Source organism: Achromobacter kerstersii (assembly GCF_902859595.1).
Lineage (GTDB): Bacteria > Pseudomonadota > Gammaproteobacteria > Burkholderiales > Burkholderiaceae_B > Achromobacter > Achromobacter kerstersii.
This window is the reverse complement of the sequence record NZ_CADIJQ010000001.1, coordinates 1,337,875-1,354,021: the sequence shown is the minus strand read 5'-3', so window position 1 is coordinate 1,354,021 and position 16,147 is coordinate 1,337,875. Positions and strand designations below refer to the sequence as shown.

Annotated in this window: 11 protein-coding genes; 4 read left to right on the top strand and 7 right to left on the bottom strand. The window is 65.8% G+C overall.

Annotated features, from left to right (window positions below):
* The first annotated feature begins 25 nt into the window (after positions 1–25).
* Together HV765_RS05935 and HV765_RS05930 are read left to right on the top strand one after the other, a co-directional pair.
* Positions 26–3,175 (top strand): efflux RND transporter permease subunit, encoded by a 3,150-nt coding sequence (locus HV765_RS05935; RefSeq protein WP_054421566.1) that lies wholly within the window; start codon positions 26–28, stop codon positions 3,173–3,175.
* Positions 3,176–3,180: 5 nt separating this feature from the next.
* The gene (locus HV765_RS05930; RefSeq protein ID WP_420840101.1) at positions 3,181–4,644 is read left to right on the top strand and encodes an efflux transporter outer membrane subunit; all 1,464 of its coding nucleotides are present in this window, start codon (positions 3,181–3,183) and stop codon (positions 4,642–4,644) included.
* 16 nt (positions 4,645–4,660) lie between these two features.
* Here HV765_RS05930 and HV765_RS05925 read toward each other — a convergent pair whose 3' ends face one another.
* Positions 4,661–6,001 carry an MFS transporter gene (locus HV765_RS05925; RefSeq protein ID WP_175169093.1) on the bottom strand — a complete coding sequence of 447 codons (1,341 nt, stop codon included), beginning with the start codon at positions 5,999–6,001 and terminating at the stop codon, positions 4,661–4,663.
* Positions 6,002–6,141: 140 nt separating this feature from the next.
* A complete protein-coding gene (locus HV765_RS05920; protein ID WP_175169092.1) occupies positions 6,142–7,779 on the bottom strand; it encodes a GMC family oxidoreductase in 1,638 nt (545 codons plus the stop codon).
* A 198-nt stretch (positions 7,780–7,977) separates the two neighbouring features.
* Here HV765_RS05920 and HV765_RS05915 point away from each other — a divergent pair, with 198 nt between their 5' ends.
* Positions 7,978–8,829, top strand: coding sequence for an IclR family transcriptional regulator (locus tag HV765_RS05915; RefSeq protein WP_175169091.1), 852 nt, complete (start codon positions 7,978–7,980; stop codon positions 8,827–8,829).
* A gap of 77 nt (positions 8,830–8,906) precedes the next feature.
* Here HV765_RS05915 and HV765_RS05910 read toward each other — a convergent pair whose 3' ends face one another.
* Genes HV765_RS05910 through HV765_RS05900 form a run of 3 tightly spaced genes read right to left on the bottom strand, consistent with a single transcriptional unit; the run spans position 8,907 to position 13,221 of the window.
* Positions 8,907–10,175 carry an MFS transporter gene (locus HV765_RS05910; RefSeq protein ID WP_175169090.1) on the bottom strand — a complete coding sequence of 423 codons (1,269 nt, stop codon included), beginning with the start codon at positions 10,173–10,175 and terminating at the stop codon, positions 8,907–8,909.
* On the bottom strand, positions 10,172–11,200 hold the full coding sequence (locus tag HV765_RS05905; RefSeq protein WP_175169089.1) for a methyltransferase: 1,029 nt from the start codon (positions 11,198–11,200) through the stop codon (positions 10,172–10,174). The genes HV765_RS05910 and HV765_RS05905 overlap by 4 nt, the downstream gene beginning before the upstream one ends.
* Before the next feature lie 11 nt (positions 11,201–11,211).
* Positions 11,212–13,221, bottom strand: a complete 2,010-nt coding sequence (locus HV765_RS05900) for a TonB-dependent receptor (RefSeq protein ID WP_420840107.1) — start codon at positions 13,219–13,221, stop codon at positions 11,212–11,214.
* Between the two features lie 216 nt (positions 13,222–13,437).
* Between HV765_RS05900 and HV765_RS05895 the strand changes: the two genes are divergently transcribed.
* Positions 13,438–14,361 (top strand): helix-turn-helix transcriptional regulator, encoded by a 924-nt coding sequence (locus HV765_RS05895; protein ID WP_175169088.1) that lies wholly within the window; start codon positions 13,438–13,440, stop codon positions 14,359–14,361.
* On the opposite strand, the gene HV765_RS05890 is transcribed toward HV765_RS05895, so the two are convergent.
* The gene (locus HV765_RS05890) at positions 14,316–15,518 is read right to left on the bottom strand and encodes a low temperature requirement protein A (RefSeq protein ID WP_175169087.1); all 1,203 of its coding nucleotides are present in this window, start codon (positions 15,516–15,518) and stop codon (positions 14,316–14,318) included. The two genes, HV765_RS05895 and HV765_RS05890, sit on opposite strands and share 46 nt — an antisense overlap.
* Positions 15,519–15,614: 96 nt before the next feature.
* Complete coding sequence (locus HV765_RS05885; protein WP_054421580.1) at positions 15,615–16,043, bottom strand: VOC family protein; 429 nt, start codon at positions 16,041–16,043, stop codon at positions 15,615–15,617.
* Positions 16,044–16,147: the final 104 nt, after the last annotated feature.

The window sequence follows — 16,147 nt, the reverse complement described above, 5'->3', positions numbered from 1 at the left end:
CCGCGTGTAGCCCTAAAGGTAGATCATGTCCAAGTTTTTCATTGGCCGCCCCAATTTTGCGTGGGTGGTGGCCATCTTCATTTCGCTGGCCGGCTTGCTGGCGATTCCGTCGCTGCCGGTGTCGCAGTTTCCCGTCGTGGCCCCTCCGCAAGTGACGATTGCCGCCACCTACCCGGGCGCGTCCGCGTCCGTGCTGGTGGACTCGGTAACGAGCGTCATCGAAGAGGAGCTGAACGGCGCGAAGAACATGCTGTACTACGAGTCGTCCAGCAGCTCGAGCGGCAGCGCCGAAATCACCGTCACGTTCGAACCGGGCATGGACCCGGACCTGGCGCAGGTCGACGTGCAGAACCGCATCAAGAAAGCGGAAGCGCGCCTGCCGTCAGCGGTGACGCAGCAGGGCCTGCAAGTGGAGCAGGCCAGTTCCAACTTCCTGATGATCTACGCCCTGACGTACAAGGGCGACGATGCGCACAAGGATGTAGTGGGCTTGTCCGACTACGCCGCGCGCCACATCAACAACGAAATCCGCCGCGTCAACGGCGTGGGCAAGGTGCAGTTCTTCGGCGCCGAAGCCGCCATGCGCGTGTGGATCGACCCGCAGAAACTGCTGGGCGTGGGCCTGTCGGTGGCCGACGTCAACGCGGCCATCGCCGCGCAAAACGTGCAGGTGCCGGCCGGCAGTTTCGGCAGCCGCCCGGGTTCGCCCGAGCAAGAGCTGACGGCAACGCTCGCGGTGAAGGGCATGTTGGACACGCCGGAAGAATTCGGCAACATCGTCCTGCGCGCGAACGCCGATGGCTCAACCGTTCATTTGTCGGACGTGGCGCGGCTGGAAGTTGGCCGCCAAAGCTATGACTTCGAAACCCGCTTGAACGGCAAGAAGTCAGTGGGCGCGGCCGTGCAGCTGGCGCCCGGCGCCAACGCCATCGACACGGTCAAGGCCGTGAAGGCGCGCTTGCAGGAATTGTCCGCGTCGTTCCCTGAAGACGTGGAATTCTCGGTGCCGTTCGACACGTCGACCTTTGTCAGCGTGGCGATCACGAAGGTGGTGCACACGCTGCTGGAAGCGATGGTGCTGGTGTTCCTGGTGATGTTCCTGTTCTTGCAGAACTTCCGCTACACGCTGATCCCGACGATCGTCGTGCCGGTCTGCCTGCTGGGCACGTTTGCCGTGATGTCCGTGCTGGGCTTCTCGGTAAACATGATGACGATGTTCGGCATGGTGCTGGCCATTGGCATTCTGGTGGACGACGCCATCGTGGTCGTCGAAAACGTGGAACGCATCATGGCCGAAGAGGGCTTGTCCCCGCGCGAGGCCACCATCAAGGCGATGGATCAGGTGTCGGGCGCCATCGTCGGCATTACGCTGGTGTTGTCGGCCGTGTTCCTGCCGCTGGCCTTCATGAGCGGCTCGGTGGGCGTTATTTACCAGCAGTTCTCGTTGTCGCTGGCCGTGTCGATTCTGTTCTCGGGCTTTCTGGCGCTGACCTTCACGCCGGCCTTGTGCGCGACGTTCTTGAAGCCTATTCCGAAGGGCCATCACGATGAAAAGAAAGGCTTCTTTGGATGGTTCAACCGTGTCTTCAACCGCCTGACCGGCCGCTTTGAAGCGCTGAACACGCGGCTCGTGAAGCGCACTGGCCGCTATATGGTGATCTACGTCGCCATCGTGGCGGTGCTGGGCGTGCTGTATGTGCGCGTGCCGGAGTCGTTTGTGCCGGCCGAAGACCAGGGCTATGTGATTGTTGACGTGCAGCTGCCCCCGGGCGCCACGTACACCCGCACCGACAAGGTCGTGGCGGATGTCGAGCAGCACTTGATGTCGTTGGACGCCATGGGCGACGCGTTTACCGTGATGGGCTTCAGCTTTTCGGGCACGGGCCAGAACGCGGGCATCGCGTTCCCCACGCTGAAGGACTGGTCCGAGCGCGGCAAGGGCGAAGCGGCCTCCGACGTGGCCGATGGCGTCAACGCGCGCTTTGCGGCGATTGAAGACGGTTCGATCATGGCCGTGAACCCGCCGCCGATCGACGGCCTGGGTAACTCCGGCGGCTTCGCGCTGCGCTTGCAAGACCGGGGTGGTTTGGGACGCGCCGCACTGACCGAGGCGCGCAACCAGTTGCTGGCCAAGGCCAACAGCTCGCCCGTTATCGCTTACGCGATGATGGAAGGCCTGGCGGATGCACCGCAGTTGCGCCTGGACATCGACCGTCAAAAGGCCGAGGCGCTGGGCGTGGGCTTTGACACCATCAGCACCGCGATCTCGTCGGCCTATGGTTCCGCCACGGTCAACGACTTTGCCAACGCTGGGCGCTTGCAGCGCGTGGTGGTGCAGGCCGATGTGCGCGACCGCATGACGCCCGAGAGCATTCTGATGCTGAACGTGCCGAACAAGTCGGGAGGCATGGTGCCGCTGTCCGCATTCGTGAAGACGGATTGGGAGACCGGTCCGGTTCAGATCTCGCGCTACAACGGCTACCCGGCGTTCAAGATCGCGGGCGACGCGATGCCGGGGCACAGCACGGGCGAGGCCATGGCCGTGATTGAAAAGATCGTGTCCGAACTGCCCAACGGCATTGGCTATGAATGGACCGGCTTGTCCTATCAGGAAAAATTTGCCGGAGCACAGGCGCCGATGTTGTTTGCGCTGGCGTTCCTGGTGGTGTTCCTGCTGATGGTCGCGCTGTATGAAAGCTGGGCGATTCCCGCGTCCGTGATGCTGATCGTGCCGATTGGCGCGCTGGGCTCGGTGTTGGCGGTGACGGTGCTGGGCATGTCGAACGACGTGTACTTCAAGGTGGGCCTGATCACCATCATCGGCTTGGCGGCCAAGAACGCCATCCTGATCGTGGAGTTTGCCAAGAGCCTGCGCGAGCAGGGCCATTCCCTGGCTGACGCGGCGATTCAGGCGGCCAAGCTGCGCTTTCGCCCGATTGTGATGACGTCGCTGGCGTTCATCCTGGGCGTCGTGCCGTTGGCGCTGGCCAGCGGTGCGGGGGCGGCCAGCCAGCGCGCACTGGGCGTGGGCGTGATCGGCGGCATGCTGAGCGCCACCTTGCTGGGCGTGATTTTTGTGCCCATCTTCTTTGTCTGGGTCTTGTCGCTGCTGCCCAAGAAGCGCAGCGAGCCGGCGCCGGACGCCTTGCCTGCCCCGCGCACGGCCGAGGAGTGAGAGTCATGATGCAAATGAATTTTCCCCGGAGCCTGGGGGCTCTGATTCTGACGGCGGCGCTGGCCGGGTGCTCGATGGCGCCGGTTTACCAACGGCCCGATGCGCCCATTCCCACGCAGTTCGGCCAGCCGGGGGCGTCGGCTCCATCGACCGCCGCGGTATCGACCGGCGCACCGTCTGCCGCCGGCACGCTGGATTGGCAAGCCTTCGTCACCGACGAGCCGCTGCGCCAACTGGTGACGCTGGCGCTGGACAACAACCGCGACCTGCGCCAGGCGGTGCTGAACATCGAAGCGGCGCGCGCGCAGTACCGCATCGAACGCGCCGACCGCCTGCCGGGCATCAATGCGCAAGGCACGGGCACGCGCCAGCGGGTGCCGGGCGATTTGAACAGCACCGGCAGCGCCGGCGTGCAAAGCAGCTATCAGGCGGGCATTGGCCTGACGTCCTTCGAGATCGATCTTTTCGGCCGCGTGCGCAGCTTGTCTGACGCCGCGTTGCAGGAATATTTCGCCACCGAGGAAACGGCGCACAGCACGCGTATCAGCCTGGTGGCCGAAGTGATTCAGGCCTATCTGACCCGCGACAGCGCCCAGCGCCGGATGCTGGTAACCGAGCAGACGCTGGCCAGCCGCGAGGCGTCGCTGGAACTGATCGTGAAACGGCGTCAGGCCGGCACCGCCACGGCGCTGGACTACCAGGAAGCCCTGGGCTTGACGGAACAGGCGCGCGCCGAACGCGAGCGTATGGACCGCGAGGTCCGCCAGGCGGGCAATGCGCTGGGCCTGCTGGTGGGCGTGAATGACCTGAGCCCGTACTTGCCGAAACAGCTGGCGACGTCACCCGTGCTGGTGCAAGAACTTGCCGCGGGCGCGCCATCGGAATTGCTGGAGCGCCGGCCAGACATTCTTGCAGCCGAGCATCAGCTGCAATCGCGCAACGCCAGCATCGGCGCGGCGCGCGCGGCGTTCTTTCCCAGCATCACGCTGACGGGATTGTTTGGATCGTCCAGCGCCGACCTGTCGAATCTGTTCGATGGCGGCCAGCGCGCGTGGTCGTTCACGCCGCAGATCACGCTGCCGATTTTCTCGGGCGGACGCAACGTGGCCAACCTGGATCTGGCGACCGTGCGCCGCGACATTGCGGTGGCGAAGTACGAGCAGACGATCCAGACTGCGTTCAAGGAAGTGGCCGATGCGTTGGCGGCCACGGACACGTTGCGCCGCGAAGAGGCGTCGCGCCTGGCGTTGGCCCAGTCCAGTCAGGAAGCGATGCGCTTGTCCGAAGCCCGCTATCGCGGCGGCGTGGATAGCCACTTGCGTTATCTGGACGCGCAGCGCAGCGCGTTTACGGATCAGCTGACCTACATCGAAGTCAGCACCCAGCGCCAGATCGCGTTGGCGACCTTGTTCAAGGCGCTGGGCGGTGGGTGGACGGGCGTCCAGCCGCCCGTCGCACAAGCCGACTGACACAGGCGGATCGGGGTTACGCCTTGCGCAGCCCCGGGCGCGCCAGCGGCGCCGAAGACTGCACGACCGGGTCTTCGGCGGGCTTGCCGCGCCCGATCAGCCATGCGCACCACGCCGATACCGCGCCGGCAAACAACACGTACAGGCAGATCAGCCACGGCTGCCCGCCGCCCGTTTTCAGCAGCGCAGTCGCGATGATGGGCGTGATGCCGGACGCAAAGATGCCCGAGAACTGATAGACGAACGAGATGCCCGTGTAGCGCACCTTGGCGTCAAACAGCTCGCAGAACAGCGCGGCCTCGGGTCCGTACACGGCGGCGTAGAAGATGCCGAAGGGAATGATGATGGCCAGCCAGATCAGCATCACGCTGCCCTGGCTGTTCAGCATCAGCCAGAAGCCGGGGAACGACGCCAGCGCCGTGATGAGCGCACCCCAGAAGTACACGCGGGTGCGGCCGATGCGGTCGGATAGCCGGCCAAAGAAAGGGATGAAAAAGCACATCACCAAGGCGGCCGCCATCACGCCCGTCAGCGCTTCTGTGCGGGTAATTTGCACGGTCTGCGTCAGGTACGAAATCGAGAACACGCCGAACACATTGAAGAACACGCCGTCGATGTAGCGCGCGCCCATGCCCTTGAAAACATTGCCCGGATAACGCTTGAGCATGTCGAAAAACGGAATGCGGCTTTCGGCGTTGTTGGCTTTGACGGCGGTGAACTCCGGTGTTTCCTTGATGTTCAGCCGGATGTACATGCCAACCAGCACCATGGCTGCCGAGGCCAGGAACGCCACGCGCCAGCCCCAGGCCATGAACTGCTCATCCGTCAGCAAGGTGGACAGCAGCGCCACCGTGCCGGACGCCAGGCACAGGCCAATCGCCAGCCCGATCTGCGGCAGCGACGCGTAAAACCCCTTTTTGCCAGGCGGCGCGTATTCGTAGGCCATCAGCACCGCGCCGCCCCATTCGCCGCCCAGCCCGATGCCCTGGAACACGCGCAGCAGCAATAGCAGGATAGGCGCCCAGACGCCGATGCTGTCGTAAGTGGGCACCAGCCCGATCAGGAACGTGGACACGCCCATGATCATCAGCGTCATCACCAACATGCTTTTGCGGCCAATGCGGTCACCGAAGTGGCCGAAGATCAGCCCGCCCAAGGGGCGCGTCACAAAGCCCACCGCGAAGGTGGTGTAGGCCAGCATGGTGGAGACGAGCGGGTCGCCGGTGGGGAAGTACAGCTTGTTGAACACGATGCCGGCCACGACACCGTAGAGGAAGAAGTCGTACCACTCGATGGTGGCGCCGATGAGTGACGCCGTGACGACTTTGCGTACCGCGGCTTCATTTTGCTTGGGCATTGCAGTCTCCTTTGGTGGGGCGGGGCATTCTGCGTTGCCGCGCGCCTTACTGGCTTAGGGGTTTCGGGATGGGATGCGTCCTGGGGAGTGGGGAGTGGGGAGTGGGTAATGAATGGGGTAATGGGTAATGGGTAATACGCTCAGGCGGCGACCGAATCCGCCTGCCGCTGCGCCTGTTTGAAGTCTTCCAGCATGAAGTCGGCCGCGCGTTCGGCCAGCATCACCACCGGCACATTGGTATTGCCCGAGACGAGCGTGGGCATGATGGAGCAGTCCACTACGCGCAGTCCGGCCACGCCATGCACGCGCAGGCGTTCGTCTACGACGGCCATCGGATCGCTGCGCGGACCCATCTTGGCGGTGCCGGACGGGTGGAAGATGGTGGCCCCGTACTCGCGGCAGAAATGCAGAATCTCGTCGTCGGTGCGCACGTCAGGGCCTGGGCGGAATTCCCGCTTCATCAGGCCCGCCAGCGGTTCGGTGGCGGCCACTTGCCGCGCATAGCGCACGGCGGCTACCGTCATGCGCCGGTCCAATTCCGTGGACAAGTAATTGGGCTGCATGGCGGGCGCCGCAAAGGGGTCGGTGCTGCGCAGGCGGACGTGGCCGCGTGACGTTGGGCGCAACTGGCAGACCGAATACGTGCAGCCCGAAAATGGGTGCACCTTGCCGCCCGCCATGTCGGCCGACAGCGTGGCAAAGTGAAATTGCGTGTCGGGCGTGCGGCTGGCGGGGTCGACACGGCAGAACAGGCCGCCCTGGTTGATGCCCACCGCCAGCGGCCCGCTGCGAAACAGCAGCCATTGCAGCCCCATGCCGACGCGGCCGTGCAAACTGCGCAGTTGGTCGTTGGTGGTGATGGGCTGGGTGGTCTCGTAGATCAGCCGGATCTGCAAATGGTCTTGCAGGTTTTCACCGACACCGGGCAGGTCGCGCACAACAGGAATGCCGAATTCGTGCAGCAGCTTGGCAGGCCCCACGCCGGACAGCTGCAACAGCTGCGGCGATTGCAGCGCGCCCGCACACAGCACCACTTCACGGCGCGCGCGCAGCGTGCGGATGTGTCCGCCTTGCCGGTAACGCACGCCGCAGGCGCGGCCGCCTTCGAACAGAATGGCCATGGTGTGCGCATCGGTTTCCACGCGCAGGTTGGGCCGGTCTTCGGCGGGGCGCAGGTAGGCGACGGCGGTGGAGCAGCGGCGGCCATTGCGCGTCGTCAGCTGGTAATAGCCCACGCCTTCCTGCTCGCCCGTGTTGAAGTCCCGTAAGTGCGGCACCCCCAGCGTGCCGGCTGCGGCGATCAGCGCTTCGACCAGCGGATGTGGCGTTTTGATGGAGGTCGCGTTCAAGGGGCCGCTGAGACCGCGCGTGGGCCCTGCGCCCAAGTCGTTGGTTTCCAGCTTGCGGAAGTAGGGCAGGCAGTCGTCCCAGCGCCAGCCGGGGTTGCCGGCATCGGCCCAGGCGTCGTAGTCGCTGCGTTGGCCGCGAATATAGATGAGCCCGTTGATGGCGCTGGACCCGCCCAGCGTGCGCCCGCGCGGCCAGTAGATGCGGCGGCCGAGCATGTTGGGGTCGGGGTCGGTGTAGTAGCCCCAGTTCACCACTTTGTGGAACATGGTCTTGCCGTAGCCGATGGGGATGTGTATCCACGGATACGTGTCCCGGGGGCCGGCTTCGAGCAGGCAGACGGCGTGCGTGCCGTCGGCGCTTAGCCGGTTGGCCATCACGCATCCGGCCGAGCCGGCGCCCACCACGATGACATCCACGGTATCGGACATATCGCCTTGTCTCCCTGTTGTCGCCCGGGCGGGAAACCCGGGCGGTACGGCGCGTTTTCCCTGCTTGCCGCAGCGAGGCGCACTTATATACTGGGTCGGTCCCGCCGGCTTGGCGCGGTGTGCCAAGTGGCCGGGATCTGTGGCGATTCTAGGAAGCAGGCGCGTAGAACAAAGCACAACACGCGTGGGGGCAGACAAATGGAACGGAACATGCAACTTCGGTTTCAAAATCGCAGTGCAGCATCGACGGAGACCGCTGAGCCGCCGGAACCCGCCGCCCAACAGCAAGAGGCCGCGCGGTCGTTACGCGCGCTGATCGTGTTGGAGCATCTGGCGCGCGCGCAGCATCCGCCCACCTTGGCGCAACTGGCGCAACGGCTGGACATGCCCAAGACCACCTTGATGCGTTTGTTGGCCGCGATGCAGCGCGCGGGTTTTGTGGCGGCCACCCCCACCGAGCACGGCTTTGTGCCGGGGCCGCAAGCCACCTCGCTGGCGCTGGCGACGTTGCGCGCGTCGGCATTCACGCGCGCCTGCCGAGCGGTGCTGGCGCAACTGGTTGGCACCTTGGGTGAAACCTGCAACCTGACGGCGCCCGACGGCGACCGCGTGGTCTATATGGAACGCGTGGAAACGTCGGAGCCCTTGCGTCTGTTCTTTTCCGTAGGCAGCCACGTGCCGATGCACTGCACGGCCAGCGGCAAGCTGTTTCTGGCGTCGATGAGCCGGCTGGAACGCGGCCGCGTGCTGGCGCGGTTACCGCTCACGCGCAACACGCCGCGCACCTTGACGGACCCGGCGCAGTTGGAAGAAGAGTTGGAACGCCTGGCCGCGCGCGGCATCGGAATCGACAACGAAGAGTTCGTGCGCGGTATGAGCGCGGTGGCGGTGCCCGTAAGAGACGGCGAAGACCGCGTGGTGGCCGCCGTGGCCTGCCATGCGCCGACCGCGCGCGTGATGCTGGACGATCTGCTGCGCGCCGTACCGGTGATGCAACGCGCAGCGCAATCGCTGCATGATGTGCTGGCCTTGCATCGGCCGGGGGGGTGATGCAAGACGAGGGCGGGTCATAGCCCGGGCCATAGTCAGCGTCATAGCCTGGGTCAGAGCCCGTGTCATAGCCCGTGTCATAGCCGGGGTAAGAGCCTCAATTTTGCGCTGGTACGCAGCGCCAGCAGCAGCACGCCCGCCGACGCCGCCGCCAACGCGGCCAGCATTGCGCCTTGCCCGGCGGCATCCATCAATACCCCGGCCGCCAGCGGCACCAGTATGCGCGTCAGCGAGAACACGCTGGATTGAATGCCATAGTCCAGCGCCTGCAAACCGGGCCGGGCGTGCGCCATCATCAGGCTGAACGCCAGCGCGGCGGTGGCGCCCATGGCGGCGGCGATGCCCATGGCGCAAGCGATCAACACCGCGGGCGGCGCATGCAGCGTGACGGCGGCGGTCAGCGCAAGCAGGGCGGCGCAACCGAACGCGGCATGCCCAGGCACGGTCACGGCGGGACGCCAGCGCTTGCTGCTGCGTGCCGACGCCGCGCTGGCCAGCGCGCCGACCCCGCCACCGGCCACACCGACGAGCCATGCCACGCGCTCCGGCGCCAGCCCCTGATCCAGCAGCAGCGGCTTCAAGAAGAACCACCCTGATCCGATGAACGGAAACAGCAATGCCAAAAGCGGCAGCCAGCGGCGCGTGTCATCACGCTTGAAGTAGGCCACGACCAGTGCGGTATTCAGCGCCGGCGCATCATCAACCGTGCCGCCGTCTTCCCTGACGAACGCCGTCCACACCGCGCCCAGCGCCAGCGCGCCCGCCATGATCGCGAAGGGCGCCTGCCAGCCCCAGCGCGCGTGCGCCACCAGCATCAGGCCGCCGCCCGCAATGGCGCCCAGGCATAGCGCCATCGACCGGATGCCACCGGCCCACGCGCGGCTGGATGCGGGCAGTACGCGAATCGCCAACGCGTTGACCGGCACGTCGGCCCAGGTGCCGGCCAGCGCCGCGGCCGTGGCCAAAGCAAACAGCACGCGCTTGTCATCCAGCAAATCGCGCCAGCCCAGCGCGCACAGCACCGCTGCGTAGATCAGCAGCAAGGCGACGGCCCAGCCGCGGTAGCGGGAGCAGTGGGTGCCGAACGAGCCGCTTGTGCCACTTGTGCGACTTGTGCCGCGCCTGCCGCGCCCCGCCCGCGGCCGGTCCAGCGGCAGCGCCAGCAGGAACTTGAACACGGTGGGCAGGCTGGCCAGTTGGAACAGGCCGATGGCCGTGCCGGACCAGCCGTGCTGGCGCAGCACCAGCGGCAAGCCCAGCCACAGATAGACGCCGGGCGCGGTCAGCGCCAGATTCAGCCAGCCGAACAGCGCCTGGCGCAAACCGTTGCGTAACGATGGACTCATGCGTGCGCCTTACTGGCAGTCAATACGTGTACGGGCGCCATCGGGAAACGGTCGGAATCAAAGCCGCGCACGTCGGTGAATCCGCTATCCACCAGCGCCTGATGCAATTCGCCTGCGCGCGTGACGCGCCGACCCAGCAGCATCATCGGCAGGTAGTACGGCAGCACGCGGGCGGCGGCGTGGGCATCCGCAGGCACTTCGGCGTGCACCATGACCAACTGCCCGCCGGGCGCTAGCGCATCGTGCATCTTGCGCAGCGCGGCGGGCGCGTCCGGCAGGAAGTGCAGCACCGACGAGCACCAGATCAAGTCGTAGCCTTGGCCGACGGGGTCGGCGGCGAGGTCGCCGCCGATCACCGTCATGCGCTCCGACAAACCCGCAGCAATGATGTTCTCTTGCGCGACGGCAGCGGTCTCGGGCCAGTCGAACACCACGCCGGTGGCATCCGGCCAGCGTTGCACCAGCGATATCCCGATCAGACCCGGGCCGCCGCCCAGGTCCAGAATGCGCCGCGCATGGGCGGCGCCGGGCACGCACGCCATGGCATGGCCGGCGGCGGCGACGGCGATGGCGCGTTGTTCCTGGGCGATCTGCACGCGCGCGGCCTGCGCCCAGCCGGTGGCGTTGGTTTGCACGTACGGTTCGATGGGCGGGCCGTCTGCCCGCAATTGATCTCCCATCTGTTCGCTGAAATGCGTGAGCGCGCGGCGGCGATAACGCCACGCGTCGCCGCAGTAGTCTGGCTGGCCCGGGCAGAAATGTTTGCGCGCTTCCGGCTGGCACAGGTATTGCACCGGGTCGCCGTCGATGCGGTGCAGCAGGTCCAGGCTCCACAGCATGTCCAGCAGATGCGCGGTTTGCGCGGGGCGCAGCGCCAGCGCATGGGCGACGTCGGCGGCGCTGGCCGGTTCTGTCAGGCGGTCAAGCAGGCCGAGCTCCAGCGCGGTGTCCAGCGCTGCGGCCTGGATGGGGGCGGCGGTCAGGTCCCAATAGCGCTGCATGGGGTGGGAAGTGTGCGGGTTCATAAGCGTCCTTGTTAGATGCGCCAGGTGAAGCGCATGCCGACTTCGCGCGGCGGGCTATACACGGTGACGATGCCGTTCTGATAGCCCACGGCGTCGTAGCGGCGGTTGGCGAGGTTATTGACGTAGCCCGAGATTTCCATCTGCCGCACGGTGACGCCGGCCGCCAGGTTGACCAGGCCGTAGCCGTTGCGGGTGTAGCGGTTGGCGGAGTCCAGGTACACGCGGCCGGTGCCGGTCAGTGACGCTTGCGCGTACCAGCCGGCGGGCGCGTCGTAACGGGCGCTGATATAGCCGTTGATGCGCGGCGCGAAGGGGTTCTGATTGCCGCTGTAGTCGGCTGCACCGTCCATGAAGCTTGAGAAGCGCGTGCGGTTCAGGCCAAGCCCGGCTTGCATCGACCAGCCATCGCCCAGCAGGTATTCCAGTTCGAATTCCGCGCCGATGGACCGCGCCGACGCCGCGTTGGTCACGTAGACGAGGCCCGGCACGGGCATCTGCTGCACCTGCATGTTCTTCACGCTCATGACGTAGAACGCGCTGGAATAGCGCAGCCGGTTGCCGGGCAGCCACCCCTTGGCGCCGATTTCGTACGAGCGCAAGGTTTCGGGTTGATAGGCCGCGTAGTTCGCAGCGGGCGAGAACACGTTGAAGCCGCCTGCGCGAAAGCCGTCGGAAACGGACGCATAGACTTGCTGGCGCGGCGCAAAGGCGTATTGCAGGGCGATGCGGGGCGTGGCGCGGGTCCAGTCGGCGCGGCGCGCGTCGGCGCCTTGCGGGCGGAATCGGACGCGGTCACGTTCGATGCGCGCGCCGGCTTCAAGCGTCCAGCGCTCGGCCAGCGGCACGGTCCAGTTCGTGAACGCCGCGGTGGAGTTGCCGCGCAGGTTGACGACGCTTTCGGTCAGGCCCATCGGCATCTTTTGCGTGTTGCGCAGGTCGTGGTCGTCGCCATCGGCGTACAGGCCGACCAGCCAGTGCGTGCGGTTCCAATCGCCTTCCAGCCGCAGCTCTTGCGACACATTGCTGAACTCGTGGTCGCGTGCAATGTGCAGCAGGTCGGCGGGCAGAAAATCGGTGTCTTGCTGGACGCGGTCGCGGAAGTTGTTCCACGCCGTGACGGATGACAGGCGCAGCCCGGTATCGAAGTCGTGGCGCACGGCCAGCGACGCGCTGCGGCCGATGGAGTGGTTCCAGCTGGGCGTGCCAGAGGCCACCGTGTCGCGCGGCGCGGTGGGCGAGCCCCACAAGGCCGCGCCGTCGCGGTAGTCCACCTGCGCGTAGCGCAGCGTGGCGTCGGTGTGGGCCGACGGCGTCCAGCGCAACGCGATTTTGCCGTTGCGCAGTTCGCGGTCGTCTTCGCGTTGGCCGGTGTAGGTGTTGTCGATAAAGCCGTGCTGGCTGCGCCAGGTGCCGGCCACGCTGGCGTACAGGCGGTCTTCAACCAGCGGGCCGCTTAGATCGAAGCGCATGACGCGCAAGTCGCGGCTGCCGATCTCGGCGGACACCTGGCCGCGCAAGGTGTTGTCGGGCTGGCGCGTGTGGATGTTGATGACGCCGGCTTCGGCGTTGCGGCCGTACAGCGTGGACTGCGGGCCGCGCAGCACTTCAACGCGGTCGATGCCCAGCAACTGGTCGTCGTAGCCTTGCGCCGTCAGGGTTGGCACGCCATCCACTACCAATAATGTCGAGGTCGAGAACGAAAAGAAATTGGCGGAAAGCCCGCGCATCACGGGCGAATTGACGCCGGCCTGGCCGAACGGCTGGAAGCTCAGGCCGGGTGTGATGGTCTGCAAGGCTTCGACGTTGTGGATGCCTTGGGCGTCCAGCATGTCGCCGTCATACACGGACAGGCTGGACGGCACATCTTCCAGCGCGCGTTCCTGCTTGTCGGCGGTGACGGTGATGGCGGGCAGTTCGGCGGACGGCTGCGCGTGCGCGGCGGGGGCGGCGAGGGCGGTGGGCAGGGCGGTCAGGCAGAGCAGCGCCCAGGCTAGGGGCGTAAGACGGGCGGGAGGGGGCATCATCGGGCTTCCAGTGCGGACTTCAAGAGCGGACTTCACGAGCGGGCTTCACGAGCGGACTTCACGAGCGGACTTCAACGCGGGCTTCTCGTGCAAATGTCGCGGCCGCTACGGTGGTGCAGCCGTCCCGAACGATGGTATTTCTTTATGAGAACAACTATCATTCACATCCGTATGCATTCCGGAGCCTTCCGTATTCAAAACGGATAACGCCTCATGTCCATCCGTGTTTCTTCCTTGTTGGCCCAGCCAGACGCGAGCCCGCGTGCGGGTTGGCGCCGCCTTGCCTTGCCGTCGGATCTGGGTGACTGCCATGCGGATCGGATGGAGCTGGACGACGGCCTGACGCTGGTGCATTCGCAATACACCCCGTCGCGCGACCTGATCGAAGAGAATGCCGCCGGGTATGGCGCGCGCACGCTGGTGATCACCTTGGCGATGCAGGGCGTGTCGGCCTACCAGGGCGCTGACGGCGCGGCGCTGGATTTTCGGGGCGGCACCACCACCGTCACGACGTTTCAGCGCGCGCAAGGTGAACGCCGCTATTTGGGCGGCGCCACGGTGTCGCAGCTGCGGCTGCTGGTGGGGGAACAGGTGCTGCGCCGTTACGCGGGCGACGCGCGCGCGGAAAGCCTGCTGGGCGAGGGCCGCTTGCGGCGCCTGTCGCACGGCAAGACCACGGCGGAACTGATGGCGTCGGCCCAGGAATTGGCGTCAGGGGAAGACCCGCTGGATGCGCATATCCGGGCGCTGACGTTGTTGTCGCGGCAATTGCGCGGGCTGGAACCGATGCCCGAAGCGGGCCGGCTCAGCCAGGCCGATATCGGGCGCCTGGAAGCCGCGCGCGCGTTGATGCAAACGCAGATGGACCGCGAACTGACCGTGCAGTATCTGTGCCTGTCGACAGGGCTGAACGAGTTCAAGCTGAAAGAGGGGTTCCGCAAGCTGTACGGCACCAGCCCGCATCGCTTGCTGACCGAACTGCGCATGCGCCGCGCGTGGGAACTACTGGAAACGGGCTGCCAGGTGGCGCAGGCGGCGTATCGCGTGGGCTATCGGCACCCGGCCAATTTCAGCGCGGCGTTCACGCGGTTTCATGGGCGTACGCCGAAATCCGTGTTCGGCAAACGGCGCGCTTGATCCCGCCGCGACACGCTTTCCCACACGGCTACGACCATCATGATCAGCGTGGTCAGGCCGCCCACCATCAGGTTGTCGGTGACGAACGACACGGGCGCCAGCACCGCCAGCAACACCAGCCCCACCACGTGCGACAGCGGAAAGCGCGCATACACCACCGTCTTGTAGATGGCGTTACCCACCAGGTACAGCGCCGGACCGCCGATCAGCGCGGCGGCGGCGGGCGTGGTGATGCGGCCATCCGGGTGCAGAATGACCAGCTCGTTGGCCACGGCTGACACGATCACACCCGCAATCAGAATGACGTGCACATAGTGGAAATACGCGCCGATACGCCCCGGGTCGTTGGAGTGCACGATGGCCTCGCTGCCGTCCTTGCTGCTGGTGTCGAAGTACACCCACCACATGGCGGCCGTTCCCAGGAAGGCGACCAGCAGCGCAATCAAGGTGGGGATGTCCCAATGCGGGTGCTCGCCCAGCGTGGCCCCCGTGATCAGCAGCGTTTCACCCAGCGCCACAATCACGAACAACTGGCAGCGTTCGGCCAGGTGGCCGCCTTCGATCGTCCAGTCGCGGGTGGTCGACCGCCCCATGCCGGGCAGCCGGAAGCCGATCATGGGCGAAATGTATTCGCAGGCCACGGCCAGTATCCACAGCGCCAGACGCCATTGCCCCGACGCAAGACCGCCCGCAATCCACAGCACGGCGGAAATGCTCAACCAGCCCAGCATGCGCCGGAAGTTATCGGCCAGCGGATGGTTGCGGCCCAGGTGCAGCACGATGAAGACCGTGCGGCCCACCTGGATCAGCGCATAGCAGATGGCAAAGATCAGCCCGTTTTCGCCGAACGCGCCGGGCAGCACGGCGGCGGCGATCAGGCCTACCAGCATCACCGCGAACAGCATGATGCGCATGGGGATGGCGTCGGGATTGAACCAGTTCGTGACCCAGCAGGTGTATTGCCACCCGAGCCACACGGCGAACCACAGCACCAGCGTTTGCACCGCGCCCATCAGCGTCAGGTCGTGCAGCAGGCTGTGCGACAACTGGGTGACGGCAAACACGTAAACCAGGTCGAAGAACAGCTCGACGAAGGTGACGCGGGCTTCATGGCCGTCGCGGCGGCGTAGCAACGTGGCGCTGGCAAGAAATGTCATGGCGGGCGCTTCCTGTGGAATGGAGCGCTGCCAGATTACTGCAAGGTTCGCGTGGAAGAATGCAAAAGATTTAAAAGCGGTGGGGCGTTTGCCGCGTCACTGCGTCAATCTGCCGCCGCTTAGCATCCAACGCGTTCCAAACCGGTCGATGAGCGCCCCGTAGGCTTCCGCCCAGAACGTTTTTTGCAGCGGCATCGTGACGTTGCCGCCGTCGGCCAGTTGTTCGAACACGCGTTGCGCGTCAGAAACGGTGGGGTAGACCAGCGCCAGCGCCATGCCTTTTTTGCCGGGGTAGGGGTGGCCTGCCGTGGCGTCGCTGGCCAGCAGCGTTTGTTCGTCCAGCGCCAGCCGGGCGTACATGATGCGTTCGGCGTCGTCGGGCGACAGGGCGGGCATGGCGGCGTCGGCGGGGGCGTCGGCGTAGCGGATCAGGGCCTCGATGCGGCCGCCCAGCACGCGTTCATAGAAGTGCATGGCGTCGGCGCAGTTGCCGTCGAAGCTGAGGTAGGCGGAGAGTTGGGGCATGATGTTTCCCGTGTGGGGACCGGGCCGTGGCCGATCTATGATGGAAGGCCCGATTCACGCTGCCGGCGGGCCTGGCGACTGCTTGCACTGTAGCTTGCCCCGCG